The organism is Pontimicrobium sp. MEBiC06410 (assembly GCF_053601615.1).
The window spans coordinates 192,354-218,610 of record NZ_JBSHNT010000147.1 but is presented as its reverse complement, the minus strand read 5'-3'; the positions used below and the strand labels follow the sequence as shown (position 1 = coordinate 218,610).

The following is a 26,257-nucleotide window of genomic DNA, read 5'->3' as shown; positions in this document are numbered from 1 at the left end:
ATTTAGTGCTTGCAACACTCAAAAATAGTTGTATTTTTGCATCCGCAATGGAAACATTGTAAGTTATTTGAAAAGTATAGCAAGTAAAAAAAATAAAAAAAACTTTTGTGAGTTTTAAAATAAGTTTTATATTTGCACACTCAAAAATAAATGGCCCGTTCGTCTATCGGCTAGGACGCCAGGTTTTCATCCTGGTAAGAGGGGTTCGATTCCCCTACGGGCTACAATTTTTTAATAAAGAAAGAATAAGAACAAATGGCAAATCATAAGTCAGCGTTAAAGAGAATTAGAAGTAACGAAACTAGACGCGTAAGAAATAAATATCAGCACAAAACTACTCGTAATGCTATTAAAAGATTACGTGAGTTAACTGATAAGAAAGAAGCTGAGGCTTTATTACCATCAGTAGTGTCTATGTTAGATAAATTAGCTAAAAAAAATATTATACATGCTAACAAAGCAGCTAACCTAAAGTCAGGTTTAACAAAGCACGTTGCAGCTATATAATTATTTAAATTTATATTTAGAAAAACCTATTGTTAACGCAATAGGTTTTTTTATGCTCTATATTTTGATGGAGTGAAAGTGAATATTTATACAGTATTTTATTTATAGGTAAAGCGTGAGGTAAGTTTATAGTGTACCTATTAATGATTTATAATAAAAAAGTCTTTCTGAGAATTTCAGAAAGACTTTTTTATTAGTAAACAACTTGTGTTGTTTTAACCGTTCATAGAGATTAAAAATTCTTCGTTGTTTTTAGTTTGTTTAAAACGTTGGTTTATAAATTCCATTGCTTCTACAGGGTTCATGTCTGCTAGGTATTTACGCATTACCCACATACGTTGTACGGTATTGTCGTCTAACAATATATCATCACGACGTGTACTTGATGATGTTAAATCGATAGCAGGGAAGATTCTACGGTTAGATATTTTTCTATCTAATTGTAGTTCCATATTACCTGTTCCTTTAAACTCTTCAAAAATAACTTCGTCCATTTTAGAGCCTGTCTCTGTAAGAGCAGTAGCTATAATGGTTAAAGATCCGCCATTTTCTATGTTACGAGCAGCTCCAAAGAAACGTTTTGGTTTGTGTAATGCATTAGCATCTACACCACCACTTAATATTTTTCCAGATGCAGGTTGTACTGAGTTATATGCTCTTGCCAAACGCGTAATAGAATCTAATAAAATAACAACATCATGTCCGCATTCTACTAAACGTTTAGCTTTTTCTAATACAATGTTAGCAATCTTTACGTGTTCATGTGCTTCTTTATCGAAAGTAGAAGCAATAACTTCACCACGTACATTACGTTGCATATCGGTAACTTCCTCTGGACGTTCATCTATAAGTAAAATCATTTGATATACTTCTGGATGATTAGCAGCAATAGCATTTGCCACATCTTTTAAAAGCATTGTTTTACCTGTTTTTGGTTGTGATACAATCATACCACGCTGTCCTTTTCCAATAGGAGCAAACAAGTCCATAATACGAGTAGAAATAGTGCTTTGTCTTTCTGCAATATTAAATTTTTCCTGAGGGAATAATGGCGTTAAATGCTCAAAAGATACTCTATCTCTAACAACATCTGGGCTTTGACCATTTATTTTATTGACTTTAATAAGCGGAAAGTATTTTTCGCCTTCTTTAGGTGGTCTTACGTTTCCTAAAACGGTATCACCAACCTTTAATCCAAATAAGCGAATTTGAGACTGTGATACATAAATATCATCTGGTGATGATAAATAGTTATAATCTGATGAGCGTAAAAAACCATATCCATCTTGCATGATGTCTAAAACCCCTTCACTTTCTATAATGGCATCAAATTCAAAGTCTGGCTCGCGGTAACGGTTTCTATTATCCTTATTACCGTTATTACCATTGTTTTTGTTCTGATTTTTATTTTGGTTCTTATTTTGGTTTAGATTGTTGTTACTAGATTTATTTGAACGATTTTGTTGATTATTATTGTTTTCGTCCTTTTTATTCTGGTGGTTGTGAACCGGTTTTTTATGTTGAGGTTTCTGTTGTTGTGGCTTTTGCTGGTCCTCGTTATCCGTTTTTGCTTCTGTATTTGTGCTAGTAGTTGTTTTATCAGCAGCAGCAGGTGCTTTCTTATCTTCTGTTTTTTTAGAAGTTCTAGGGCGTTTTGCTCTAGATTTATTCTCAGTTTTTGCTTCTGCTTTTTCTTCTTTAAAGTCTAGTGCTTCTTGAGCAGGTTTCTTTTCTGCAGTTTTTTTACTTTCAGTTTTTGTAGCCGTCTTTTGTACTCTAGCTCTTTTTTGAGTTGGAGCTTTTTTTGGTTTGTCTTCCTTTTTGACTTCTGTTTTAGCGACTTCTGCTACAGCTTTTGGGTTTGCTGCTTGATGATCTAGAATTTGGTAAACTAAATCTAATTTTTTTAATGAACGAAACTTTGGAATAGATAGTTTCTTTGCAATGTCCTGTAATTCAGGAAGCTTCATTTCTTTTAATTGTGATATTTCAAACATTGATGTTGAATTGAATATTTTGAGTTGAAATTTTTTCCGAAGAAATTGTAATGTAATTCTGAAGAATTAACCCCTTGCAAACGTGTGTATTGCAAAATGTTATTGCAATTATACAACTTTATTTTATTTTTTTGAGTTAAAATTATAAAAGAAACTATATTTTTGTAACTCAAATTTTTCAAATATATATGTTACAACGTATACAAACTATATACTTATTATTAGCCGCAGGAATATCTGGAGGGTTAATTTTTATGTTTCATATTTGGATAACTAATGAGAATGTTAAAGTCTATGCTATAGACGAAATGCCTATTTTTGGTTTGTTTGTAGGATCTGCTTTACTGTCATTAGTATCTATTTTCATGTTTAAAAATAGGAAATCTCAATTTATGTTGGGACGACTTAATATAATATTAAACTTTATTTTACTAGGATTACTTGTGTATCAATCTCTAAATTTACCTGGAGAAGTTACGGCTTCAGAGAAAGGTATTGGGATGTTTCTTCCTATTGCGTCTATCGTATTATTAGCATTGGCTAATAAGGCCATCAAAAAGGACGAAGATCTTGTAAAATCTGTAGATAGATTACGATAAACCTATCATCTTAGTAGTATTAGTGCGTTAACCCAAAGTGAAGACTTTGGGTTTTTTTGTAATTACTATTTTGGTAGTATTATTTTCTAGGGTATTCAATAACTTCTAATTGCTCAATTTTTTTTCCGTTAATTATAAAACGAAGCATGGTTCTAACTTTGTGAAACCCATGCAGGCCTACGGCACCAGGATTCATGTGTAATAGGTTTAGTTTTTTGTCTGGCATAACTTTTAGTATATGCGAATGGCCACAAATAAAAAGCTTAGGTGGATTTAAAGTAATTGCTTCACGAATATTTACATTATATTTGTTTGGATAGCCACCAATATGTGTTATCCATACATCTACGCCTTCGCACATAAATCTATTATGTTCTGGGAACTCTATTCGAGCTTTATGGTCGTCTATATTACCATAGACAGCCTTAAGTGGTTTTAATTTTTTTATTTCATCTGTTACTTTTAAGTCTCCAATATCACCAGCATGCCAGACTTCATCAGCTTGTTTTACATGCTTTATTATATGCTCATCAATATGGCTGTGTGTATCAGATAGTAAAAGGATTTTTTTCATATTTATTCTATAAGTAAGATGAAATCTTGTAATTATGTTAATAGGATATTCTAAGGATTAAAAAACAATTATATTTGTACTTCTTAATACAAAAATAAAGCTTTACTTGAGATATTTTATAGAACTTTCGTACAATGGTAGTGCTTATCATGGATGGCAAAACCAACCCAATGCTATTTCTGTACAAGAAGTTTTAGAAAAAGGATTATCGATCTTATTAAAAGAACCAATCTCTACAATGGGTGCTGGTAGGACAGATGCTGGCGTACATGCTAAACAGTTATATGCACATTTTAATACAGAAGCAAATTTAGAGATAGACACTGTAATCTATAAGCTGAATGCTTTGTTACCAAAAGATATTGCGGTTAGTAATATTTTTAGAGTTAAAGAAGAGTCTCATGCACGTTTTGATGCAATTAGTAGAACCTATTTGTATAGAATAGCTTTATCTAAAAATGTTTTTAATTACGAGCAAGCTTATTACTTGAAGCCAAAAATAAATATAGAAAGACTTAATAAAGCAACAAAAATTTTATTTGACTATAAAGATTTTCAATGTTTTTCTAAATCTAATACAGATGTAAAAACGTATCATTGTGATATAATGAAAGCTGAATGGACTATAGTGGATGATGAGCTTCGTTTTACTATTAAGGCCGATAGGTTTTTACGTAATATGGTAAGAGCAATAGTTGGTACTTTAATTAATATAGGTATTGGTAAAGTAGAAATAGAAGAGTTACATACTATTATACAATCTAAAAATAGAGGTAAAGCTGGTTTTTCTGTTCCTGCTCACGCATTATATTTGATAGAAGTTGGGTATCCGGAAAATTTCTTTTTGGAATAAAAAGAGCTAGTTTACAGATAAAAAGATGACTAAAAAAAAAGAAAATATATTCGATGTTACTTTATTTAAGCGCTTGTTTAAATTTACAAAGCCATACAAAGGAGTTTTAGTAGGCGTACTTTTTGCCGTTGTAGCTATAGCTTTATTAAGTGTGTCTATTCCTTATATTTTAAAGCATGCTATAGATAATAATATTAAGTTAGGAAAAGAAGAAGGTTTTTTGTTCTACATACTTTTAATGATAGGAATGTTGTTTTTAGAGACCATTTTTCAGTTTCTCTTTATTTTTTATGCAGCTTGGTTAGGGCAAAGTGTTGTTAAGGATATTAGAGTTAAGTTATTTAATCATATGCTTAAATTTAAAATGAAGTATTATGATAATTCTTCTGTAGGGACTTTAATAACAAGAGCCGTTACAGATATGGAGCGTATTGCAGATATTTTTTCGCAAGGCTTATTTATGATTTCTAGAGATTTAACGGTAATGTTAGTAATCTGTATTATTATGTTAGCCAATAACGTTAAACTGAGTTTAATTGTATTTGTAACTATGCCTATGGTTATTTATGCAACTAAGATATTTCAGAAGTACATGAAAAAGGCTTTCGAAGATGTAAGAACAGAAGTCTCTAACTTAAATTCATTTGTTCAGGAACGTGTTACTGGTATGAAAATACTTCAGTTATTTACCCGTGAAACAACGGAGCAAAAAAAGTTTAAAGAAATAAATGAAAGACATAAAAAAGGATGGTTAAAAACTATTTGGTACAACTCAATTTTTTTTCCAATTGCAGATTTTTTATCGTCTATAACTTCAGGATTAGTAGTTTGGGCTGGTGGGCTAATGGTTGTTTTATATGATACCGCTACAGTAGGAGAGTTGTTTATGTTTATTATGATGATTCCTAAGCTGTTTAGACCATTACGACAAATTGCAGATAAATTTAGTTCTCTACAAATGGGAATGGTTGCTGCTAGTCGTGTTTTTAAAATTATAGATACAACATCGCAAATTGATGACGATGGCAAACAAGAAGTTTTAAATTTTAGAGGCGATATTACTTTTAAAGATGTGCATTTTAGTTACGTGGAGGATGAGGAAGTCTTAAAAGGAATATCGTTTAATGTAAAAGCAGGAGAAACTATAGCTATTGTTGGAGCAACTGGAGCAGGAAAATCTACGATTATTAATTTATTGAACCGTTTTTATGAAATTAATGATGGAAGTATCTGTATAGATAATAAAGATATTAAAACTGTAACACTAGCATCGCTTAGAAGCCAGATAGCAGTAGTTTTACAAGATGTATTTTTGTTTGCAGATACTATTTTAAATAATATAACTTTAAATAATCCAGAAATTACAGAAGATCAAGTTAGGCAAGCTGCCAAGGATATAGGTATAGACGACTTTATTATAAGCCTACCGCAAGGCTATCAATATAACGTGAAAGAACGTGGGGTAATGTTATCTTCTGGACAAAGGCAACTTATTTCTTTTTTAAGAGCTTATGTTACCAACCCAAGTATTTTAATTTTAGATGAAGCAACTTCGTCTGTAGATTCTTACTCAGAACAGTTAATTCAAAATGCAACTGATAAAATAACAAAAGGAAGAACTTCTATTGTAATAGCGCATAGGTTAGCTACAATTCAAAAAGCAGATAAAATTATAGTAATGGATGCTGGTAAAATAGTAGAGCAAGGCACGCACAATGAGTTGTTGCAAAATGAGAATGGATACTATAAAAACTTATACGAAGTACAGTTTTTTAAAGCAGATGTAGCTTAATAATTTAGTGTTAAAAATTAAAGATACGTTATAGATGCCTTTTGCATTTGTTCCATGGCTTCCTTAAACTCATGCATACCTACATAATACACAAATATTAATATGAGCATGAATACTATTATAGCTAATAAATAGAAAACGGAAAAAACAATTAAAAATAACAATGTTTTTAAGATTATCTTTTTAAGATTTAACGCGTAAAGACGTTTTAAACAATAAGCTGAGTATAAAATTTGAAGCGGTAAAAATATAAAGACAACATTACCCATAGTGAAACCTAAAGTAGCAGAAGTAAGTATTATAATAACTCCAGTAATAGCCATTTGGGAAATGGTATACATGAATACAACTAAAAGCTCTGTATAGTTAAAGGTTTTGTTTTTTAAGAATACAATTTTTGCCATTAATGCATAAGCGGGTAGCAGTAACATCATTACAAAGGAATTATACTCTTGTGTTAATTTCATGATTTTCATAGATAGGCCTATATTGTCCTCACTTGTAAAATCTGAGATGTCTATGGCATCTGGGAAAAATGCCTTAAAACAAAAACTTGTAACCCAGAAAAAGTAATGGCTATTGCAAAATAGTTTATAGCATTTATATACTTTTTACGTGTACCATTAATATAGCCTCCAATAACAGCTTCTGGAGTTATAAATAATGCAATGAATGTTTGTAGAAACTTGTTATCTAGATTTAAAAACTGTTCATTGAAATCTTCAAATACATGTTTAAATGTAAGTTTATTTCTAATAACCTTTGCACCACAATTATAACAAAAGTTTATATCGTCGTTTAACGAGGTTTTACAATTTTTACAAAGCATTATTAATCTAAATCCTTTTTTATGAGTTCAATAAGTTCTAAATGATCTTTAAATGGTAAAAACTCACCATTTTTAAAGCAGGATATTTGCCCTGTTTCCTCACTAACGGCTAAAGCAATGGCATCTGTTCGTTCTGTAATACCTACTGCAGCTCTATGCCTTAAACCAAAACGCTGAGGTATTCTTTTTTCATTATTAACGGGTAAAATAACACGTGTTGCTTTTACAATGTTATTTTCTATAATAATAGCGCCATCATGTAAAGGGCTGTTTTTAAAGAAGATGCTTTCTATTATAGGCTGTGTAACCTTAATATTCATAGCATCACCAGTATCAACTAAAAAATCTAAACTATTATTACGCTCCAAAACTATTAAAGCACCAGTTTTTGAGGATGCCATTTTATTACAGGCTGCAATAATTGTTTCTATATCTGTTGTAGATGCACCTTCGGTTTTTAAAAACTTTAACTGATTTAAAAATTTACGCCTACTACCTATATTAGCAGAACCTATCATTAATAAGAATTTTCGTAACTCTTGCTGAAAAACAACAATAAGAGCAAACATTCCTACACTAATAAAACCACCAAGAATATTACTTAGTAATTGCATTTGTAGTGCTTCGGTAATTTTCCAAATGACATAAATAATAACGATGCCAATAAAAATATTAATAGCTACTGTACCTCGTACTAGTTTATATACATAGTAAAGTAGTAGTGCTACTAATACTACATCTACAATGTCTATCCAACTAAAGTTTAAAATGTTATCGAAAAGTTCTTTCAAGAGAAAAGTGTTTCAGTAAATTTAAAAATTTAAATTAATTAAAGATAAATTCATCTTTACTAATTGTAAAATTAGTAGTGTTTAATTTTAATAGTTCAGACTTAATACTTATATAATCTTGAAACGTTAAGTCTTTATTAAAAGCAAAGAATATTATGTTGTCATCTGTGCCTTCAAGTATGGCGTTAATAGTTTTAGTTAAATCATTTATATTAGTGTTAGTTGTTTTATTATTTGGCGTAATAATGCTAATATCTTTCAATGTGTTAATGTTTATACGTAAATAGGAGTGATTATCTTTTAAATCTACATTCTTGTTATACGAGTAATGTATTTCTGTAAAATCAATGAATCCTAAATTTTTTATAGCAGTGTCATTACAAGTAAAATAATTTTTGGCTTGTTCATTTTTATGCATTTTAGCATTACGCTTTTTATTTTGCAACTTAATAATAGAGGGTAAAGCCTGTTTAAGAGTTAGTCTCTTATCTACATTAATTAACCAATTTGTTGTAATAATTAAATTTTTACTATTTAATTCTACACTATCAGTTTTTGTCTCATCATAAAAAATATAAGCAGGCGATATATCTAAAACCTTTGTAATTTCTGCATTTTGTATTTGGGGAAGTAAAACCTGTTTTTCATTATTACAAGCTATTAAAAAAGTAGAAAAAATAATTAATAATATCTGTTTCATTATTTAAGGCGTTTATATAGTTCTACACATTCAACAGCTTCTTTTACATCATGTACACGTAAAATTTTTGCGCCTTTTTGCAAAGCAACCATATTTAAAGCTGTAGTGCCATTTAAAGCTTCAGCTGGTGTTGTATTTAATGTTTTATAAATCATAGATTTTCTAGAGACACCAACTAATAAAGGTAAGCCAGCTATTTTAAAACTTTCTAGACCATTTAATAATTCAAAGTTTTGTTCCTGTGTTTTAGCAAAACCAAAACCAGGATCTAAAATCATGTCTTTTATACCCAGTTGTCTCGCTTCTGCGATGCGTTCAGAAAAATAAAAAAGGATTGTTTTAAAAATATCGTTATAGTTTGTTAACTGTTGCATGTTTTGTGGTGTGCCTCTCATGTGCATCATAATATAAGGCACATTGAGTTTTGCAACAGTAGTTAACATATTTATATCTAGTAATCCAGCAGAAATATCATTCACAATTGCAGCTCCAGCTTCAATACATTGTTTTGCAACTTCAGATCTAAAAGTATCAATGGATAATACACTTTCGGGGAAAGTAGCTACTAAAAGTTTAACAATGGGTAGAATACGCTGTAACTCTTCAGTTTCAGAAATAGTTTCTGCATTAGGTTTAGAGCTATAGGCACCAACATCTATAAAAGTAGCACCCTCATGGAGCATTTTTTCAACTTGAGTTAAAATAGATTTTTCATTTTTATAGAGGCCTCCATCAAAAAAAGAATCTGGTGTAACGTTAAGAATACCCATAACTTTAGGCATACTTAAGTCAATACAATTACCGTTGCAATTTAATGTCATTTGTAGTGTTATAGACGTTGTTTGTTTAGGCTTGTAAAACTTTAAACCATAAACTTTGAACTTTTCAAAAAATTAAGCGAAATTTACGCAAAATTCAATCAATTCATGCAAGATACATCAAAACAATATGATGCCGTTATAAATAGCTGTCGTAACCTATTCATTAATAAAATGAAAGACTACGGAAGTGCTTGGCGCATTTTACGTTTGCCATCGCTAACAGATCAAATTTTTATTAAAGCACAACGCATTAGAAGTTTACAACAAAATGAGGTTAGAAAAGTAGATGAAGGAGCGCAAAGCGAATTTGTAGGAATCATTAATTATTGTATCATGGCTCTTATTCAATTAGATAAGGGAGTAGTAGAGCAACCAGACTTAACAACAGAAAAAGCAACACTGTTATACGATGAAAAAGTAGCACTTACAAAACAGTTAATGCAAGATAAAAATCATGATTATGGTGAAGCATGGAGAGATATGAGAGTGAGCTCGTTAACCGATTTAATCTTACAAAAGCTATTACGAGTAAAACAAATAGAAGATAATTCTGGAAAAACAATAGTAAGCGAAGGCATAGATGCTAATTATCAAGATATGATAAACTATGCCATTTTTGCATTAATACACTTAAGCGAAGCAGAAGCAAGTTAATTAAACAATAATAAACACATGAAAGTAATAGTTGGGGTTAGCCGTATATTTATAGGTATATTTTTTATCATTTCTGGATTAATAAAATTAAACGATCCTATAGGTTTTGCCTTTAAACTCGAAGAATACTTTGGGCCTACGGTTTTAGATTTACCTTTTTTAACACCTTATGCATTAGGGATTTCTATATTTGTAGTTGTATTCGAAGTGCTTTTAGGTGTGTTTTTAATTATTGGATACAAACCAAAGTTTACAGTTTGGAGTTTGTTACTAATGATATTGTTTTTTACGTTTTTAACTTTTTATTCAGCTTATTTCGATAAAGTAAAAGACTGCGGATGTTTTGGTGACGCTATGAAAATGACACCTTGGCAAAGCTTTTGGAAAGATGTGGGCTTATTAGCATTAATCCTTATTGTTTTTACACAAGTAAAATACATAAAACCTTTCTTTAATAAATTTGCAACAACAATAATATCATTATTAAGTTTTATAGCCTGTTTATGGTTTGGATACCATGTGTTAATGCATTTGCCTGCAAAAGATTATAGACCATATAAAGTAGGCGCTAATATTATAGATAATATGACGGTGCCAGAAGATGCACCAAAAGCAGTACAAGAATTTACTTGGACCTTTGAGCTTAAAAATGGAGAGCAAAAAGAATTTGTTACAGATGGATCTTACCCTAATGTAGAAGGCAAATACGTTGGTGTAGAAGTAGATATTATAGAAGAAGGATACGAAGCACCTATTCATGACTTTTCTATAGAAAAAGATGGTGAAGATTTAACAGAATCTATTCTTAAGGAAGATAACTTAATCCTTATAGTCGCCTATAATTTAGAGAAAGCAGAAGTAAATGGATTAAAAATAATAAAAGAAGCTACAGATAAAGCCATTAAAAATGGTTACACTGTAGTTGGTTTAACAGCAACAGGACCAGAAGAAGTAGCAGAGTATAAATCTGTATATAATTTAAATTTCGATTTTTATTTCTGTGATGAAACGGCATTAAAAACAATAGTGAGATCTAACCCGGGAATATTAAAACTGCAAAACGCGACAATTAAGCAAAAGCTACATTTTAATGATATCGACCAATTAGAACTCCCAGTAGTAGAACGTAAGCCAGAATCTAAACCAGAACCAGTTGAGGTAACAAATGTCATGTATTTTATAGACGATGAATTAGCTACTAAAGAGATGGTAGATACTATAAAAGCAGAACTTATAGAACGTATGGAAGTTGTTAAAGATAGTGTGTTGTTAAAGGAGATGGATGTAACGGGAGTAGACTCTATTATTAAAATAACATTAAAACAATAATATAGTCTGATCAGTTATTTTCTAAATAAAACCTTTTATGCACTACTTACATTATTTGGAGTAGTCACAGTTATATTTTTTTTATTTAGTGTATTGCCAGGAGACCCTGCAGAAATGATGCTGGGACAAAATGTAGATAAAGCCCAACTAGAAGTCGTTAACAAAAAATATGGTTTCGATAAACCTATAAGTACACAATACGCTTATTATATAAACGATTTATCACTACTTTCGTTTCATTCTAATAAAACAGAAGACTACACTTATTTAAGCGCTAATAAATACTCCGCCTTACAACTATTTACTCTAGGGAATACGACAACGGTTTTAAAACTGCCTTATTTGAGAGAATCGTTCACAAAACAAGGCAAAAAAGTAAGTCAGGTTTTAGTAGAAACCTTACCCAATACATTTGTACTAGCAATAACAGCCATATTAATAGCTATAATTCTTGGAATATGTTTAGGTATTATATCCGCCTTAAAAAAAGATACCATACTAGATAAAACAATACAAATATTGAGTACTGTAGGCATGAGTGTACCCTCCTTTTTTAGTGCAATACTATTTGCGTGGTTATTTGGCTTTGTATTACATAAGTACACAAATTTAGAAATGACGGGTAGTTTGTACGAATTAGATGATTTTGGAGAAGCAATGCACATACAATGGAAAAACTTAATACTACCAGCCGTAGTATTAGGTATTAGGCCATTAGCAGTAATAATACAATTAATGCGTAACTCTCTATTAGAAGTATTTAATCAAGACTACATACGAACAGCAAGAGCAAAAGGATTAAGCGAATTTCAAATAATAAAAAAACACGCTATTAAAAATGCAATGAATCCTGTGGTAACAGCCATATCAGGGTGGTTTGCATCTATGTTGGCAGGAGCAGTGTTTGTAGAATATATTTTTGGCTGGAACGGATTAGGAAAAGAAATAGTAAATGCTTTAAATACATTAGATTTACCAGTAATAATGGGAGCAGTATTAATTATTGCATTACTCTTTATAATAATTAATATTTTTGTAGATATTATTTATGCTTGGTTAGACCCCAAAATAAAACTACAATAAACTATTATGAAAAAAATTAGCCTTATTCTATTGTGTCTTTTTACGTTAATAAACTGTAAAGCACAAGAAGCACCAACGCAGTTTTCACAAGAAGCATTAAACGATACATTTATAAATATAAAAGGAAAGCAGGTAACATTTGCTAGTATATTAAAAGAACACAAAGACAAAACAATTATAATAGATGTGTGGGCATCTTGGTGCAGAGATTGTATTAAAGGAATACCTAAAGTAGCGCAACTACAGCAAAATAATCCAGAAACAGTATTTTTATTTTTATCATTAGATAAAACTGAAGCCGCATGGAAAAGAGGGGTCGCAAAATATAAGCTAAAAGGAGAACATTATTATATGCAATCTGGCTGGAAAGGGCCGTTTGGTACTTTTTTAGACTTAGATTGGATTCCTAGATATATGGTAATAGGAAAAACAGGAGAAATAAAAGTCTATAGAGCTATAAAAGCAGACGATAAAATTATACAAGAACAATTAAACTAAAGACTCTATTTAGTGAATTGAAAAAAATATAAAACAATGAGAAAAAATATAGTAGCAGGGAATTGGAAAATGAATAATGATCTAGCCCAAACCGAAACCTTAATAACAGCAATAAAGCAACAAGCAAAAACATCTAATGCAGAGGTAATGGTAGCTCCAACGTTTGTTAACTTATATCCTGCATTTAATGCATTAAAACAATCTAACGTAGAAGTTATAGCACAAAATATGCATTTTGCAAGTAATGGAGCATACACAGGAGAGGTAAGTGCAGCAATGTTAAAAAGTGTAGGAGTTAATACCGTAATTTTAGGGCATAGTGAGCGCCGAGCATATTTTAATGAAACCGATGAGATACTTGCACAAAAAGTAGACACAGCATTAAATAACAACATGAGAGTTATTTTCTGTTTTGGAGAAGAATTAGCCGACAGAAAAGCTAATAATGAAGAAACAATCGTAAAAAATCAAATAGCAAACGCATTATTTCATTTAGAAGCAGCTGCCTTTAAAAATATAGTTTTAGCATACGAACCCGTTTGGGCAATAGGTACAGGAGAAACAGCAACTCCAGAACAAGCACAAGACATGCACCAGTTTATAAGACAAACTTTAGCAGAAAAATATACAGCAGAAATAGCAAATTCAGTATCTATATTATATGGGGGGAGCGTAAAACCAGCAAATGCAAAAGAAATTTTTTCAAAACCAGATGTAGATGGCGGTTTAATAGGAGGAGCATCACTAAAAGCAGAAGACTTTTTTGCTATAGTAAATGCATTTTAGGGCGTTACCTAAAGGTCGGGCTTTCTCAAGTCACTCTCTGCGAGGAGTTCCAACAATTGCTCAATCCCTAACGCAGAAAAAGATAATACAGAAAAAAAAAAAGAACATTCAATAACATAACAATGTCAAATATTATATACATCGGCTATTATTTTAAGGTAAGCCCAATACAACCAGCAGTAGAAATTTTAATAGCAGAATTAGGTTATGCAGGTTTTGAAAGTTTTGTTGAAACAGAGGAAGGCGTTACAGCATACATACAAAAAGAAGAGTGGCAAGAAAATATACTAGACAATGTGCAAATTTTAAAATCAGACGAGTTTAAAATAAGCTATACATTCGAAGACATAGAACAAGTAAACTGGAATGCAGAATGGGAAAAAAACTTTAACCCTATAATAGTAGACAACCTATGCTCAGTAAGAGCACCGTTTCATGACAAACCAGACACTAAATACGACATTATTATAGAACCCAAAATGAGTTTTGGTACAGGGCATCACGAAACAACACACATGATGATTCAGCATATTCTTAAAAATGATATGATTGGGAAATCTGTTTTGGATATGGGCTGTGGTACAGGCGTATTAGCAATTCTAGCAGCTATGAAAGGAGCAACAGTAGTAGACGCTATAGATATAGACAATTGGTGCTACCTAAATAGCGTTGAGAATGTAGAACGTAATGGAGCATTAGATATAACTGTGTTAGAAGGAGATGCTACTTTGCTAAAAAATAAATCCTACGATAGTATTATAGCAAACATAAATCGTAATATTCTTTTAAAAGATATGGCAACCTACAAAAGCTGCCTTAATGCTGGAGGAAACCTATTTTTAAGTGGGTTTTATGACAATGATATACCACTAATAACCGAAGAAGCAAACAAGCTTAATTTAACTCTAAAACACAAATTAGAGCGAAACAATTGGGTGTCCTTGCATTTTGCCGAATAAAATAGCGTTTAAACGATTTTTTTGACAGATTATTCTGTAAAACAATCAAACTACGGGTTTTGCCGTAATCCGTTTGTTTTAAATAATTTACCTTTATTTTAAATAAATTTATTTTATCCTATAGGTATTGTAGACTTTCTAAACCAAAAGCTCTGCACCAAGTTACCTATGGCTATTGTTTACGTAAGCTTTAAAATTAATTTTAACCAAAAAACTTTAAAAACAATGAAGAATATTAAAATATTTTTAATAGCAATACTTTCATTATCATTCTTTATTCAATCTTGTGAAAAAGAAGAGGTTAGTGAAGATATCTCAGCTTTTAATGATGATGTAATAATTAATTCAGATGGAGTAGAAGGTAGAACTTCAGTAACAGATATAGATTTGTTAAACTCAATTAGAGACCTCGAATTAGATGCAGGAGCTATTACAAAAGGAGACTTTCATCTACCAGACGGTTCTGTAGAAGAGAGAATTTATATAGGTAGCGATATTGTAATTACTAGAGAAGAGATTCAGTTATTAAATGAAGCATATTCTGGTACAGGGCGTCAATACAGAACAGCTAATCTAGTAACAGGAGCAAATAGAACAATAAACATTTTAGGTTACACAGGAGGAAGTCAAGCATTATCTAGTAAAGCGCAAACAGCATTGTCTAGAGCCGTAAATAATTACAATAATATTAGTAATATGGCATTAAGTTTTAATTTATCATTTGGAACCAATTACCAAGCTGCAGATATGGTTGTGTACGATAATACAGTGAATACTAATGGTACAGGTGGAGTTGCTGGTTTTCCAAAATCTAACGGAACACCTCATAAATTCGTGCAAATATATAACTTAGAGCAATTTTCAACTAATGTAAATGAACACGTTATTACACATGAGATTGGACACTCTGTAGGGTTCAGACATTCAGATTGGTTTGATCGTTTAAGTTGTCCTGCATCTAGTCAAGGAAATGAAGGAACAGGATCAGATGGTGCAATACACATATCTGGAACACCAACAGGAAGAGATTTAACTTCAGTTATGCAAGCATGCTTTTCTTCAGGAGCAAGTGGTAATTTTAACGCTAACGATGTATCTTCTTTACGCTCTATGTATCCAACGACCTCTGGTGGAGGTATATGCGATGGAGTATCAGAATGGCAAAGTAATGCAAGTTACTCTGTAGGAGACCGCGTTACATACTTTGGTAACCTTTATGAGCGTACAAGTAGCGGATGGAGTTTAATAGGTCCATGTTAAGCTAAAACTATAGATTATGTTTTGCTTTTAAGTAAAACCAAATCTTAACTATAAAATTAGTTGTAAATGAGTCATTTAGTATAATCTAAATGGCTCATTTTTTGTAACATAAATATGGAGGTTTTAGTCTTTTAGATATTTAATTTTTAACTCTTATTTTAAGAAGGAAGTATCAAAAAGGAACTCTTTTTGTTTTTATCTTTGTATAATATTATATAAATTAGTGTTATAATTTTGAAGAAGATGAGTACTCAAGAACAAGTATTAGAACAAGTTGAAGTATCAACTAAAGAAAAAAAGAATAATGAAATTGTATTATACAATGATGATGTTAATACATTCGATCATGTCATAGATATGTTAATTTATGCCTGCGACCATACGCCAGAACAAGCAGAGCAGTGCTCTATATTAGTACACTATAAAGGAAAATGCACCGTTAAAACAGGAGATATTAAGGATTTAAAGCCACGATGCTCTAAATTACAACAAGCAGGTTTAAGCGCAGAAATTATTTAAAAGAATAAAAGTTTAAAATAGATATAAAAAGCCGATTCTTAATTAGAGAATTGGCTTTTTATTATACTACACCTAAATAAGTCTCTACTTATTTAAGTTAATTATATTTTCAGTTTCAATTCGCGATAACTCTTTTAACTCTCCATTCTCGTATAATTTAGGTAAGTCCTTAAGAGGAGTATTTGCAGGAGCTTTAAAATTTATATAATCCTGAAACCTAATACCATCTACTGTACGTGCATTATAGGCGCTTCTAAAGCGAACGCCTCCACCATTTACAAGGTAATTATAGGCTAAAAAATCTATAGTGTTAGTTTTTGTATTTATCCAATAATAAAATTCATCATCATGGTCTTGACCACCACCTTCTTTATTAAAAGTAATTTCAATAATATTGTAGTCTTCGTTTTTTATAGATGTCGTGCCTTTAAAAGCTTTATTAACGGCAGCATCATTCAATTTATGAGGTAAAGTAGCAAAATAAATTACAGAATTTAAAGCACCCGAGTATGCTTTAATTTGTTTCTCATTTAAATTAACACGCTTGTCATTAATAACTCTAGTTAATGTGCCGTTTTCTAAAACATCATAAATTAAATCCCCTTCAGTTTCATTTTTCATTTCATAGCGGTAATTACTACCGTTATTAGTAAAAGAGTATTCTTTTTTTCTAAAAATAAAAGTATAAGAAGCATTATTATACAAACGCCCACCATGAGCTTTTATGGCCTTATTTACTAATAATTCGGCCTTGCTAAGTGTTTTTGCTGGAGTAAGTGTATCCGCTTTTATAATATTAGGAGTAGGTGCTTTAGTAGCGGTAACCCTAACCGTGTCCTTACAAGAGGTAAGGCATAAGCTAAGGATTAAGATTTGTACAATAGGTTTCATTAATATATTAGTATTAAAATGAGATTATGCAAATGTAAGTCTACTTTTTTAAGTAAAGCTTACTTAATTATTAAAAAATAAAAAGACACTCTATACAGTAATAAGCACTATTTAAAGTTATACAAACTATTTACTAAAGGCATTTTAAGTTTAAAAACTCTCCTAAGGTTATTAAAAACTTTTTGTTTAAGGAGACACAAAACTTTATCTTTAACAAATCAACTTAATTCCTTAAAAAGAACTTATGTCATTAAAAAATGACCTTATAATAATCATGTTTAGTGCAGTTTCAAATAGCACTAATAAAAATGCAATATATACCACAGATGAAGAGTTAGTGAAACTAATATTAAATTCAAATGACTCTGCACTCTTTGGACAGTTATACGATAGGTACAGTAAAAAAATATATAGTAAATGTTACAGTTTTGCGGAGGATAGCGATGAAGCACAAGATTTAACTCAAGACGTTTTTTTAAAGCTGTATACAAAACTGCATACTTTTAAAGGGAAATCTAAATTCTCTACGTGGCTCTATAGCTTTACCTACAACTTTTTAGTAAATTACAAAAAGAGAGATACAGCAAAAAAATTAGGAGAACGTTGGGAATTATTAAATAAAAATGATAAACACCTTACACAAGTAGATGATATTGAGGAAGATGAAATTTTTGAGTTTAAAGCATCCAATTTAGAAAAAGCATTAGAGCTAATTGAACCTGCAGATAAAGCTATTCTGTTATTAAAATATCAAGATGAAATTTCTGTTAAAGAAATACAAACCCTCCTTAATATTAATGAGAGTGCGGTTAAAATGCGGCTTAAAAGAGCAAGAATAAAATTAGTAAAAGCGCATCAAAAACTATTAAGTAATGACTAAAAAAAATCCGTTTCAAAACATAGAGCCAGAAGTATCTATACCAGAAGACTTAAAAAAAGACATTCTTCAAGAAGTAGAAGAAATCATTGCTAATGAGGAAGAAAATGATGAGGAGGAAAATAATATTGATCCCTCGAAGACTTAAAAATATAATATTTTTTAGGTGACCAATGTGTTTTTTAGGTGTCATATTTATAGTAATCCTAATTTTAGTAGATACTATGGTAAAACAAAATCCTTTTAAATCTATTGCGGTTGTACCAAAGGAAGTACCTGCCCATCTTAGAGAAAAAATAATGAGAGCGGTTACTAAAATAAAGAGGCATAAAAAGATGTCTACATTAACTACCAAAAACTAATAAAGACACAGTTTCTTCATTATTTAAAATAATATTTATTTTTTATTTAAAAAAAAGTGACCTAGAAAAAAAAAGTGTGTCTTAAAAGCAAAAGAGTTACACATCTCCAGATGTTTTCAACTTGAGAAGTGTAGCTTTTTTTAATTAAAATGAGTTTTATATAAACGCATTGCCATAACCAAAATGAAATCGTTTTTCATGTTCGGGTTTAGGAGAATAAAGAAGTCTTCTCTAAAAACTGCCTTAGGGATAAGGAACCGAATCACAAGGCTGTCTTCTAAAATTAATATAACATTCCGTATGTTGGAGCAAAATAGCTTCGACCCATCTACTATTTTTATATTTCGTATCTGAATAATTAGAAATAACGTTTCTGTTGCTTTTAAAGCAAAATATACATTTTTCTAATTTTTATTTATACATAATGAAAACCAAATACATTGATCTAATCGATCAAACTTTCGATTTTCCTCAGGAAGAGTTTACCCTAAAATCAAACAAACTTAACTTTCATGGAATTGACTTAATGGCACTAGTAGAAAAACATGGTGCGCCATTAAAATTTACATACCTACCAAAAATATCCGATAATATTAACAGAGCAAAAAACTGGTTTGCAAATGCAATAACAGAACATAGTTATGAAGGTAACTATAACTATTGTTATTGTACAAAAAGCTCTCATTTTAAGCATGTATTAGACGAGGCACTTAAAAACGATATTCATATAGAAACATCATCGGCTTTTGATATAGATATTGTTGAAAACCTTAAAGCACAGAATAAAATAAGCGATAACACCTTTGTTATTTGTAATGGCTTTAAACGCGATCAATATGTGCAAAACATTGCAAGACTAATTAATAAAGGTCATAAAAACTGTATAACGGTAATAGACAATTATGAAGAAATATCCTTGTTAAGTGAAGCTATTAATGGTAACTATAATATAGGTATTCGAATAGCTTCAGAAGAAGAACCAAAGTTCGAGTTTTACACCTCTCGTTTAGGTATTGGCTATAAAAATATTGTGCCTTTTTACAATAAGGAAATTAAGGACAACTCAAAAGTAACCTTAAAAATGTTACACTTTTTCATAAACACAGGTATACGAGATACTGCCTATTATTGGAATGAGTTACTAAAGTGTATGAAAGTTTACGTTAACCTAAAAAAGGAATGTCCTAGCCTAGATAGCCTTAATATAGGAGGTGGGTTCCCTATAAAAAATTCATTAGCTTTTGATTATGACTATGCTTATATGGTAAGCGAAATTATAAGACAGATTAAACAAGTTTGCGATGAAGCAGAGGTAGCAGTACCAAATATATTTACAGAATTTGGAAGTTTTACAGTAGGAGAAAGTGGAGGCGCTATTTATGAAGTTTTATATCAAAAACAACAAAATGATAGAGAAAAGTGGAATATGATAAATTCCTCTTTTATAACAACAATGCCAGACACTTGGGCTATAAATAAACGCTTTGTAATGTTGGCTATAAATGGATGGAATAAAGAATACGAACGTGTATTGTTAGGAGGGTTAACCTGTGATAGTGATGATTATTACAACAGCGAACAGCATATGAATGCGATATATCTTCCTAAATACAATAAAGAAAAACCGTTATACATTGGTTTTTTTAATACAGGAGCCTATCAAGAAACTATAGGAGGATTTGGAGGATTACAACACTGTTTAATCCCAACTCCAAAACATATTTTAATTAATAAAAATGAAGAAGGAGAAATAATAACAGAGGTATTTGCAGAACAACAAACATCCGAAAGCTTATTATCTATACTTGGTTATGACTTTGGAATAAACAATAATTTGAACAAAGAAAAAACTAAAACACATTCAGCCTTAGAAGTATTAAAAACAACACACTAATAGCAATTATTTTACAAAAAATGAAAACGAATACTAATTATGCTGGCATTCCTAATAACTATGCTGGTTTAGAAACATCAAAAATAGTATTAATTCCTGTGCCTTACGATGGTACTAGCACATGGGGAAAAGGAGCCGATAAAGGTCCAGAAGCTTTTTTACACGCTTCAGAAAATATGGAGTTGTACGATATTGAAACAGATAGTGAAGTATATAAACAGGGTATTTATCTTGCAGATGCAGTAACAGAGAATAGTGCGCCAGAAGCAATGGTTAATGCCGTTCATGTAGCAGTTAAAGCAAACATAAAACGAAACAAATTTGTGACTATGTTTGGCGGTGAACATTCAGTATCAATAGGAGCTATTCGTGCTTTTGATGAGTATTTTAATAATTTAACAGTATTACAACTTGATGCACATGCCGATTTAAGAAAAGAATATGATGGCTCTAAATACAACCACGCTTGCGCTTTATACGAAGCTAATGAGAATACAAATTTAGTACAAGTAGGAATTCGTAGTATGGATATAGAGGAGAAACGAGTAATGAATGAAGAAAATGTATTTTTTGCACACGATATGGTAAATGATGATTATTGGATGGATAGCGCTTTAGATTTAATGACCGATAATGTGTATATAACAGTAGATTTAGATGCCCTAGACCCTTCAATAATGCCATCAACAGGTACACCAGAACCAGGAGGGCTATTTTGGTATGAAACATTAGAGTTTTTAAAAAAGGTTTTTGAAGAAAAAAATGTAGTAGGTTTTGATATTGTAGAGCTATGTCCAAATGAAATAGATAAATCTTCAGACTTTTTAGCGGCAAAACTATACTATAAAATGTTAAGCTACAAATTTGTAGAACAAGAGGCAGAGGATGAAAACGAAAACCTATACGGGAATAAAAATCAAAATACTATAAACAAATTAAAATACAATCAAGATGAAGAGTAAAGGAGCCATCTCTCAATTTATAGAAAAATACTATTTGCACTTTAATGCAGCATCAGTAGTAGACGCTGCAAAAAGTTACGAAGAACAACTAAATAAAGGCTCTAAAATGTTAGTATCTTTAGCAGGAGCAATGAGCACAGCAGAGTTGGGTAAAATTTTTGCTGAAATGATTCGTAAAGACAAAGTGCAAATTATTTCGTGCACAGGCGCTAACCTTGAAGAAGATATAATGAACCTAGTTGCACATAGCCATTATGAGCGTGTACCAAACTATCGAGACTTAACACCACAAGACGAATGGGATTTGTTAGAAAGAGGTTTAAATCGTGTTACAGATACCTGTATTCCAGAAGAAGAAGCTTTTAGACGTATTCAAGAACATATAGTAAAGATTTGGAAAGATGCAGAAGCTAATGGAGAGCGTTACTTCCCTCATGAGTTTATGTATAAGTTATTGCTTTCTGGTGTGCTAGAGAAGCATTACGAGATAGACATAAAAGACTCTTGGATGTATGCCGCAGCAAAAGCTAATTTACCAATTGTAGTACCTGGCTGGGAAGATAGTACTATGGGAAATATTTTTGCAAGTTATGTTATGAAAGGAGAACTCAAAGCCAGTACAATGAAATCAGGTATTGAGTATATGGCATATTTAGCAGATTGGTATACAGATAATTCAGAAAATGGTATCGGTTTTTTTCAAATAGGAGGTGGTATAGCAGGTGATTTTCCTATTTGTGTAGTACCAATGTTATATCAAGACATGGAGCGCACAGATACCCCTTTTTGGAGTTATTTCTGTCAAATAAGTGACTCAACAACAAGCTATGGGTCTTATAGTGGGGCAGTGCCAAACGAAAAAATAACATGGGGTAAATTAGATATAAATACACCTAAATTTATTATAGAGAGTGATGCTACAATTGTAGCACCGTTAATATTTGCTTACCTATTAGACATGTAATTATGAAAAATAATAATCCAAATTTAAAAAGAGTTATTGTCGATTTTAAAAAATTAACACCAGAAATTCTAGCGTTAGTAGTTGATAAATTTCCAGATGGATACGACGATGCAGATATTATAAAGTTTAGAAATGCAAAAAATGAATGGATAGAAGCAGTTGAGATTATTACAGACGACACTAAATATTTGGTTAAAGTAAGTGCAAGGTTAGAAAAAGTAATGGAAGATTATGATGAAGAAGATTATGAAGCCTATGAGGATAACGACCCAGAAGCTGTACAAGACCCTTTTTGATTAAAAATAAATATGAAAGCCTTAAAAAAAAAAGATAAAGTTAGACTGATAGCAATTAATAATGATAACTTACTAGTACTTGAAAAAGGAGATGTTATTAAAAAGTACTCGTTACCAGGAGGTGTAAAAAAGAAAACAGAAGTAGATTATAATTCGTTAATTAGAGAAACTTATGAAGAAATAGACGTTAAGCTTAAAGAAAATGAGTTAACCTATTTCCTATCTATAAAGAGTAAAAATAAGGCTAAGCAATTAGTTTATAAATATTATTTCACAACAACAAAACCAATAGAAAAAATAAAGCTAAACGAGCCAGATAAGTTTAAAAATGTACTTTGGGTACCATGGCAAGAAGCTCTAGACTATTTAGATAAAGAAGACCGAAGCGCAGTAATTAGGTATTATAAATAATACAAAAAGAGATAACCTTAAATAATATTAATATGAAAGCAGCATTCCATTTAGCACTTCCTTGCAAGAGTGTTGAAGATACAAGACAATTCTATATAAATACGCTTGGAGCTAAAGTAGGTAGAAGCTCAGAAACATGGGTAGATATTAATCTTTATGGAAATCAACTAACATTTACCAACACTGGAGCTTTTAAATTTAACTTTAAAAACTATAAATTAAGCGATAAAATATTGCCTACATTTCATTTTGGAGTTGTGGTGGATAATGATACCTGGAAAAAATTGTACAAAAAACTCTCTAAAAATAATTTTGATGTCACTACAGAAGTTACATTTTTAGAAAATAAAGTTGGAGAACATTTATCTTTTTTTATTACAGACCCTAACGAGTATATGGTAGAATTTAAGAGCTTTAAAAATGCAGAGGAAATTTTTGAAAAAAAATAAATGAAAACAAAAGACATAGAAAATATTGAGCTTAAATTTTTGGATTTAAAAGATTACCAAGAACTTAAAACTGTGATGATATCTGCATATAAAAATATGCCAAACTCTTATTGGAAAGAGCATCATATAGAAGCGTTAATAAATAAATTTCCTGAAGGGCAGGTCGTTATAAAAATTAATGGGCAGCTAGCAGGTTGTGCACTAGCAATTATTGTAGAGTATGATGATTTTGAAGACAATCATACCTATATAGACATTACAGGCAATTATACTTTTAGAACACATAATAATGATGGAGATATTTTGTATGGAATAGAAGTTTTTATAAAACCAGAATTTAGAGGATTGCGTCTGGGAAGAAGGCTTTATGATTACCGAAAAGAAATAGCAGAAAAGTTAAATTTAAAAGGAATTGTGTTTGGAGGTAGAATGCCTAATTACAGTAAGTATGCTAACACAATTTCACCTAAAGAATATATTGAAAAAGTAAAGCGAAAAGAAATTAACGACCCTGTATTAAATTTTCAGATATCTAATGACTTTCACCCTATTAAAGTAATGAAAGGCTATTTAGAAGGAGATGAAGCATCTGGAGAATATGCTATTTTAATGAAGTGGGGCAATATCTATTACACAAAACCTTCAAAGAAAGCAGCAACAAAGAAAAGTGTAGTTCGATTAGGGTTAATACAATGGCAAATGCGTTCATATAAAGACCTTGATGAACTTTTAAATCAAGCTGAATATTTTATAGATGCAGTTGCAGGCTATCGCTCAGATTTTGCATTGTTTCCAGAGTTTTTTAATGCACCATTAATGGCAAAAGACAATCATTTAAAAACACCAGATGCTATTAGAGAATTAGCCAAACACACAACAGCTATTGTAGAAAAGTTTTCAGAATTTTCTATTACTTATAATATTAATATCATTTCTGGGAGTATGCCAGAAATGCGAGATGGACGTTTATATAATGTTGGGTATTTATGTAGGCGAGATGGTACAGTAGAACGTTACGAGAAGCTACACGTTACACCAGATGAAGCAAAAGTATGGGGAATGCAAGGAGGAAGCCAAATAAAAACATTCGATACAGATTGCGGAAAAATAGGCGTCTTAATTTGCTACGATTCTGAGTTTCCAGAATTAGGTAGGTTACTAGCAGACGAAGGAATGGATATTCTATTTGTGCCCTTTTTAACAGATACTCAAAATGGATACTCACGTGTGCGCCATTGCTCGCAAGCTAGAGCTATTGAAAACGAATGTTACGTAGCCATTGCAGGAAGCGTGGGCAATTTACCAAATGTAGAAAATATGGATATACAATTTGCGCAATCTATGGTTTTTACACCTTGCGACTTTTCGTTTCCAACCAATGGTATAAAAGCAGAAGCAACACCAAACACAGAAATGATACTTATAGCAGATGTAGATATAAACCTTTTACGCGAATTACATCAATTTGGAGCTGTGAAAAACTTAAGAGATAGACGTAAAGACCTCTTTGAACTTAAAAAGAAGTGTTAAGCTAGTTTTAAATGTTGACTATTTTAAAAAACTGTAGTCGTAAATTTATTATCTAAATAATTCTGTTAATTTATAATACCTAATTTTATTGCAATGAGTAATACACTATATAAAAACCTAGATTATTACACATCGCTAGCACATCTACTTTATGCAATAGCAATGGCAGACCGGTCTATTAATCGCGATGAAAAACTACAAATTATAGCTTTTACTAAAAAATATTTCACTAAAAGCATACCCGAAATAGATAGCCAAGAGCTCATTTATAAAACCTTACGAGAGCTAATAGCTAACCAAACAGAAGCGCAAAGAGCATTTTTGGTTTTTTCTGAATATTATTTTAGAAACAAAACGTTATTTAATAACTCACTCAAATCTCAAATTTTAGAAACCTGTAATGCAATTGCTACAAAAAAGGGGAAGCGTTCAAAAATGGAATTAATACTACTAGCAAAACTGCAAGCCTTGTTTTTTCCTAAAGAGTTTTAATACGGTTTAGTAAAAAAAACAAAAAAAAGTAAATAGATAAGTGACCCCAAAAAAACTTCGGTGTCTAAATAATAACATCAAAAAGGCAAGGAATCTTTTTGAAAACATTAGTAGTATAACAATTATAAATAATTAACAATGAAAACATTAAAATTATTACCGTTATTCCTTATTGCATTCTTATTTTGTAACCATGTTGTAGTAGCGCAAGAAGATGAAGAAGAAGAAATTATAGAAGAAGTAAGTGAAGAAAACCAAGAAGAACTATCTATCATCACTGCTATTTATAGAGGGATAGACGATGGCATGTTTACCTTTAGTTATAAAGATGAAGAAGGAGAAGAAATAGCAATTAGTTTTAATAAGCTTTCGTTAGAAGCAAAACGTATGTTCGATCTTAACAAAAAAGAAATGATAGGTGAAAAATTTGAAATCACTTACTCAAGTGTAAATGAGGAAGAAGAAGATGATGACGATGAGGTAGATTATACAATTGTAAAAACAATATTAAAGCTTAAAAAACTGTAACTTCCCAGTAGTATTTCGTTAAAAAACAAAACCTGTAATAAAATTACAGG

General features: G+C 31.0%; 31 protein-coding genes and 1 tRNA gene. 24 read left to right on the top strand and 8 right to left on the bottom strand.

From position 1 onward, the window contains the following. Positions 1-152: 152 nt before the first annotated feature. Together ACVC08_RS08390 and rpsT are read left to right on the top strand one after the other, a co-directional pair. Positions 153-224: transfer RNA gene (locus ACVC08_RS08390), tRNA-Glu, on the top strand. A gap of 31 nt (positions 225-255) precedes the next feature. Then, on the top strand, positions 256-507 hold the full coding sequence (gene rpsT / locus ACVC08_RS08385) for a 30S ribosomal protein S20 (RefSeq protein ID WP_452598429.1): 252 nt from the start codon (positions 256-258) through the stop codon (positions 505-507). Between the two features lie 215 nt (positions 508-722). Here the strand turns inward: rpsT and rho are convergent, their stop codons facing one another. Further along, on the bottom strand, positions 723-2,504 hold the full coding sequence (gene rho / locus ACVC08_RS08380; protein ID WP_452601698.1) for a transcription termination factor Rho: 1,782 nt from the start codon (positions 2,502-2,504) through the stop codon (positions 723-725). A gap of 188 nt (positions 2,505-2,692) precedes the next feature. Here rho and ACVC08_RS08375 point away from each other — a divergent pair, with 188 nt between their 5' ends. After that, complete coding sequence (locus tag ACVC08_RS08375) at positions 2,693-3,103, top strand: DUF4293 domain-containing protein (RefSeq protein ID WP_452598427.1); 411 nt, start codon at positions 2,693-2,695, stop codon at positions 3,101-3,103. Positions 3,104-3,182: 79 nt separating this feature from the next. Here ACVC08_RS08375 and ACVC08_RS08370 read toward each other — a convergent pair whose 3' ends face one another. Beyond that, the gene (locus ACVC08_RS08370) at positions 3,183-3,677 is read right to left on the bottom strand and encodes a metallophosphoesterase family protein (RefSeq protein ID WP_452598426.1); all 495 of its coding nucleotides are present in this window, start codon (positions 3,675-3,677) and stop codon (positions 3,183-3,185) included. 106 nt (positions 3,678-3,783) lie between these two features. Between ACVC08_RS08370 and truA the strand changes: the two genes are divergently transcribed. Both truA and ACVC08_RS08360 read left to right on the top strand, forming a co-directional pair. Beyond that, entirely contained in the window at positions 3,784-4,530 is a 747-nt protein-coding gene (truA, locus tag ACVC08_RS08365) for a tRNA pseudouridine(38-40) synthase TruA (RefSeq protein ID WP_452598425.1), read from the top strand. Between the two features lie 25 nt (positions 4,531-4,555). After that, entirely contained in the window at positions 4,556-6,322 is a 1,767-nt protein-coding gene (locus ACVC08_RS08360; protein WP_452601697.1) for an ABC transporter ATP-binding protein, read from the top strand. A 17-nt stretch (positions 6,323-6,339) separates the two neighbouring features. On the opposite strand, the gene ACVC08_RS08355 is transcribed toward ACVC08_RS08360, so the two are convergent. From ACVC08_RS08355 to folP, 5 genes are read right to left on the bottom strand one after another with little or no spacing between them, the layout of a single operon-like run. Further along, a complete protein-coding gene (locus tag ACVC08_RS08355; RefSeq protein WP_452601696.1) occupies positions 6,340-6,789 on the bottom strand; it encodes a hypothetical protein in 450 nt (149 codons plus the stop codon). Between the two features lie 50 nt (positions 6,790-6,839). Further along, positions 6,840-7,151 (bottom strand): DUF3667 domain-containing protein, encoded by a 312-nt coding sequence (locus ACVC08_RS08350; protein ID WP_452601695.1) that lies wholly within the window; start codon positions 7,149-7,151, stop codon positions 6,840-6,842. 2 nt (positions 7,152-7,153) lie between these two features. Next, positions 7,154-7,942, bottom strand: coding sequence for a diadenylate cyclase CdaA (gene cdaA, locus ACVC08_RS08345; protein ID WP_452598422.1), 789 nt, complete (start codon positions 7,940-7,942; stop codon positions 7,154-7,156). Positions 7,943-7,976: 34 nt separating this feature from the next. After that, entirely contained in the window at positions 7,977-8,642 is a 666-nt protein-coding gene (locus tag ACVC08_RS08340) for a hypothetical protein (RefSeq protein ID WP_452598421.1), read from the bottom strand. After that, positions 8,642-9,463, bottom strand: a complete 822-nt coding sequence (gene folP, locus ACVC08_RS08335; protein ID WP_452601694.1) for a dihydropteroate synthase — start codon at positions 9,461-9,463, stop codon at positions 8,642-8,644. The genes ACVC08_RS08340 and folP overlap by 1 nt, the downstream gene beginning before the upstream one ends. A 105-nt stretch (positions 9,464-9,568) precedes the next feature. On the opposite strand from folP, the gene ACVC08_RS08330 reads away from it, so the two are divergent. From ACVC08_RS08330 to ACVC08_RS08295, 8 genes are all read left to right on the top strand, one after another. Beyond that, complete coding sequence (locus tag ACVC08_RS08330; RefSeq protein ID WP_452599310.1) at positions 9,569-10,117, top strand: DUF1599 domain-containing protein; 549 nt, start codon at positions 9,569-9,571, stop codon at positions 10,115-10,117. Positions 10,118-10,135: 18 nt separating this feature from the next. Next, positions 10,136-11,446 carry a BT_3928 family protein gene (locus tag ACVC08_RS08325; protein WP_452601693.1) on the top strand — a complete coding sequence of 437 codons (1,311 nt, stop codon included), beginning with the start codon at positions 10,136-10,138 and terminating at the stop codon, positions 11,444-11,446. Positions 11,447-11,452: 6 nt separating this feature from the next. Continuing rightward, positions 11,453-12,529, top strand: a complete 1,077-nt coding sequence (locus tag ACVC08_RS08320; RefSeq protein ID WP_452601711.1) for an ABC transporter permease — start codon at positions 11,453-11,455, stop codon at positions 12,527-12,529. Between the two features lie 6 nt (positions 12,530-12,535). Continuing rightward, positions 12,536-13,027 carry a TlpA family protein disulfide reductase gene (locus ACVC08_RS08315; protein ID WP_452601692.1) on the top strand — a complete coding sequence of 164 codons (492 nt, stop codon included), beginning with the start codon at positions 12,536-12,538 and terminating at the stop codon, positions 13,025-13,027. Positions 13,028-13,063: 36 nt separating this feature from the next. Then, positions 13,064-13,813: a triose-phosphate isomerase gene (tpiA, locus tag ACVC08_RS08310; protein ID WP_452599313.1), complete on the top strand. Its 750-nt coding sequence runs from the start codon at positions 13,064-13,066 to the stop codon at positions 13,811-13,813. A 122-nt stretch (positions 13,814-13,935) separates the two neighbouring features. Next, complete coding sequence (gene prmA / locus ACVC08_RS08305; RefSeq protein WP_452599314.1) at positions 13,936-14,772, top strand: 50S ribosomal protein L11 methyltransferase; 837 nt, start codon at positions 13,936-13,938, stop codon at positions 14,770-14,772. Between the two features lie 225 nt (positions 14,773-14,997). Then, positions 14,998-16,032 carry a M57 family metalloprotease gene (locus tag ACVC08_RS08300; protein ID WP_452601691.1) on the top strand — a complete coding sequence of 345 codons (1,035 nt, stop codon included), beginning with the start codon at positions 14,998-15,000 and terminating at the stop codon, positions 16,030-16,032. Positions 16,033-16,275: 243 nt separating this feature from the next. After that, a complete protein-coding gene (locus ACVC08_RS08295; protein WP_452598000.1) occupies positions 16,276-16,551 on the top strand; it encodes an ATP-dependent Clp protease adaptor ClpS in 276 nt (91 codons plus the stop codon). 84 nt (positions 16,552-16,635) lie between these two features. Here the strand turns inward: ACVC08_RS08295 and ACVC08_RS08290 are convergent, their stop codons facing one another. Further along, positions 16,636-17,442, bottom strand: coding sequence for a DUF6503 family protein (locus ACVC08_RS08290; protein WP_452601690.1), 807 nt, complete (start codon positions 17,440-17,442; stop codon positions 16,636-16,638). Between the two features lie 244 nt (positions 17,443-17,686). Here ACVC08_RS08290 and ACVC08_RS08285 point away from each other — a divergent pair, with 244 nt between their 5' ends. The 11 genes from ACVC08_RS08285 (at position 17,687) to ACVC08_RS08235 (ending at position 26,207) form a co-directional block, all read left to right on the top strand. Then, positions 17,687-18,322 (top strand): RNA polymerase sigma factor, encoded by a 636-nt coding sequence (locus ACVC08_RS08285; RefSeq protein ID WP_452597998.1) that lies wholly within the window; start codon positions 17,687-17,689, stop codon positions 18,320-18,322. After that, positions 18,315-18,467, top strand: a complete 153-nt coding sequence (locus tag ACVC08_RS08280) for a hypothetical protein (protein WP_452597997.1) — start codon at positions 18,315-18,317, stop codon at positions 18,465-18,467. Before ACVC08_RS08285 ends, ACVC08_RS08280 begins: the two co-directional genes overlap by 8 nt. A gap of 638 nt (positions 18,468-19,105) precedes the next feature. After that, entirely contained in the window at positions 19,106-20,575 is a 1,470-nt protein-coding gene (locus ACVC08_RS08275; RefSeq protein ID WP_452601689.1) for an arginine decarboxylase, read from the top strand. A gap of 20 nt (positions 20,576-20,595) precedes the next feature. After that, positions 20,596-21,537, top strand: a complete 942-nt coding sequence (speB, locus tag ACVC08_RS08270) for an agmatinase (RefSeq protein WP_452601688.1) — start codon at positions 20,596-20,598, stop codon at positions 21,535-21,537. Next, complete coding sequence (locus tag ACVC08_RS08265) at positions 21,527-22,501, top strand: deoxyhypusine synthase family protein (RefSeq protein WP_452601687.1); 975 nt, start codon at positions 21,527-21,529, stop codon at positions 22,499-22,501. Before speB ends, ACVC08_RS08265 begins: the two co-directional genes overlap by 11 nt. 2 nt (positions 22,502-22,503) lie before the next feature. Continuing rightward, complete coding sequence (locus tag ACVC08_RS08260; RefSeq protein WP_452597993.1) at positions 22,504-22,797, top strand: hypothetical protein; 294 nt, start codon at positions 22,504-22,506, stop codon at positions 22,795-22,797. A 12-nt stretch (positions 22,798-22,809) separates the two neighbouring features. Further along, a complete protein-coding gene (locus tag ACVC08_RS08255) occupies positions 22,810-23,208 on the top strand; it encodes an NUDIX hydrolase (protein WP_452601686.1) in 399 nt (132 codons plus the stop codon). Positions 23,209-23,240: 32 nt separating this feature from the next. Next, positions 23,241-23,657 carry a VOC family protein gene (locus ACVC08_RS08250; protein WP_452597991.1) on the top strand — a complete coding sequence of 139 codons (417 nt, stop codon included), beginning with the start codon at positions 23,241-23,243 and terminating at the stop codon, positions 23,655-23,657. Then, on the top strand, positions 23,658-25,187 hold the full coding sequence (locus tag ACVC08_RS08245) for a bifunctional GNAT family N-acetyltransferase/carbon-nitrogen hydrolase family protein (RefSeq protein WP_452597990.1): 1,530 nt from the start codon (positions 23,658-23,660) through the stop codon (positions 25,185-25,187). A 93-nt stretch (positions 25,188-25,280) separates the two neighbouring features. Continuing rightward, complete coding sequence (locus ACVC08_RS08240; RefSeq protein WP_452597989.1) at positions 25,281-25,679, top strand: hypothetical protein; 399 nt, start codon at positions 25,281-25,283, stop codon at positions 25,677-25,679. A 138-nt stretch (positions 25,680-25,817) separates the two neighbouring features. Further along, positions 25,818-26,207: a hypothetical protein gene (locus ACVC08_RS08235; protein WP_452601685.1), complete on the top strand. Its 390-nt coding sequence runs from the start codon at positions 25,818-25,820 to the stop codon at positions 26,205-26,207. The last annotated feature ends 50 nt before the right edge of the window (positions 26,208-26,257 follow it).

Coding starts and splice junctions, on each gene's coding strand:
- ACVC08_RS08250 (WP_452597991.1), top strand. CDS start 23,241: ATGAAAGCAGCATTCCATTTAGCACTTCCTTGCAAGAGTGTTGAAGAT.
- ACVC08_RS08325 (WP_452601693.1), top strand. CDS start 10,136: ATGAAAGTAATAGTTGGGGTTAGCCGTATATTTATAGGTATATTTTTT.
- speB (WP_452601688.1), top strand. CDS start 20,596: ATGAAAACGAATACTAATTATGCTGGCATTCCTAATAACTATGCTGGT.
- ACVC08_RS08340 (WP_452598421.1), bottom strand. CDS start 8,642: ATGAAACAGATATTATTAATTATTTTTTCTACTTTTTTAATAGCTTGT.
- ACVC08_RS08265 (WP_452601687.1), top strand. CDS start 21,527: ATGAAGAGTAAAGGAGCCATCTCTCAATTTATAGAAAAATACTATTTG.
- rpsT (WP_452598429.1), top strand. CDS start 256: ATGGCAAATCATAAGTCAGCGTTAAAGAGAATTAGAAGTAACGAAACT.
- ACVC08_RS08370 (WP_452598426.1), bottom strand. CDS start 3,677: ATGAAAAAAATCCTTTTACTATCTGATACACACAGCCATATTGATGAG.
- ACVC08_RS08245 (WP_452597990.1), top strand. CDS start 23,658: ATGAAAACAAAAGACATAGAAAATATTGAGCTTAAATTTTTGGATTTA.
- ACVC08_RS08300 (WP_452601691.1), top strand. CDS start 14,998: ATGAAGAATATTAAAATATTTTTAATAGCAATACTTTCATTATCATTC.
- ACVC08_RS08375 (WP_452598427.1), top strand. CDS start 2,693: ATGTTACAACGTATACAAACTATATACTTATTATTAGCCGCAGGAATA.
- prmA (WP_452599314.1), top strand. CDS start 13,936: ATGTCAAATATTATATACATCGGCTATTATTTTAAGGTAAGCCCAATA.
- ACVC08_RS08240 (WP_452597989.1), top strand. CDS start 25,281: ATGAGTAATACACTATATAAAAACCTAGATTATTACACATCGCTAGCA.
- ACVC08_RS08235 (WP_452601685.1), top strand. CDS start 25,818: ATGAAAACATTAAAATTATTACCGTTATTCCTTATTGCATTCTTATTT.
- rho (WP_452601698.1), bottom strand. CDS start 2,504: ATGTTTGAAATATCACAATTAAAAGAAATGAAGCTTCCTGAATTACAG.
- ACVC08_RS08350 (WP_452601695.1), bottom strand. CDS start 7,151: ATGCTTTGTAAAAATTGTAAAACCTCGTTAAACGACGATATAAACTTT.
- ACVC08_RS08290 (WP_452601690.1), bottom strand. CDS start 17,442: ATGAAACCTATTGTACAAATCTTAATCCTTAGCTTATGCCTTACCTCT.
- ACVC08_RS08255 (WP_452601686.1), top strand. CDS start 22,810: ATGAAAGCCTTAAAAAAAAAAGATAAAGTTAGACTGATAGCAATTAAT.
- tpiA (WP_452599313.1), top strand. CDS start 13,064: ATGAGAAAAAATATAGTAGCAGGGAATTGGAAAATGAATAATGATCTA.
- ACVC08_RS08295 (WP_452598000.1), top strand. CDS start 16,276: ATGAGTACTCAAGAACAAGTATTAGAACAAGTTGAAGTATCAACTAAA.
- ACVC08_RS08285 (WP_452597998.1), top strand. CDS start 17,687: ATGTCATTAAAAAATGACCTTATAATAATCATGTTTAGTGCAGTTTCA.
- ACVC08_RS08260 (WP_452597993.1), top strand. CDS start 22,504: ATGAAAAATAATAATCCAAATTTAAAAAGAGTTATTGTCGATTTTAAA.
- folP (WP_452601694.1), bottom strand. CDS start 9,463: ATGACATTAAATTGCAACGGTAATTGTATTGACTTAAGTATGCCTAAA.
- ACVC08_RS08330 (WP_452599310.1), top strand. CDS start 9,569: ATGCAAGATACATCAAAACAATATGATGCCGTTATAAATAGCTGTCGT.
- ACVC08_RS08280 (WP_452597997.1), top strand. CDS start 18,315: ATGACTAAAAAAAATCCGTTTCAAAACATAGAGCCAGAAGTATCTATA.
- ACVC08_RS08275 (WP_452601689.1), top strand. CDS start 19,106: ATGAAAACCAAATACATTGATCTAATCGATCAAACTTTCGATTTTCCT.
- ACVC08_RS08315 (WP_452601692.1), top strand. CDS start 12,536: ATGAAAAAAATTAGCCTTATTCTATTGTGTCTTTTTACGTTAATAAAC.
- ACVC08_RS08360 (WP_452601697.1), top strand. CDS start 4,556: ATGACTAAAAAAAAAGAAAATATATTCGATGTTACTTTATTTAAGCGC.
- ACVC08_RS08355 (WP_452601696.1), bottom strand. CDS start 6,789: ATGAAATTAACACAAGAGTATAATTCCTTTGTAATGATGTTACTGCTA.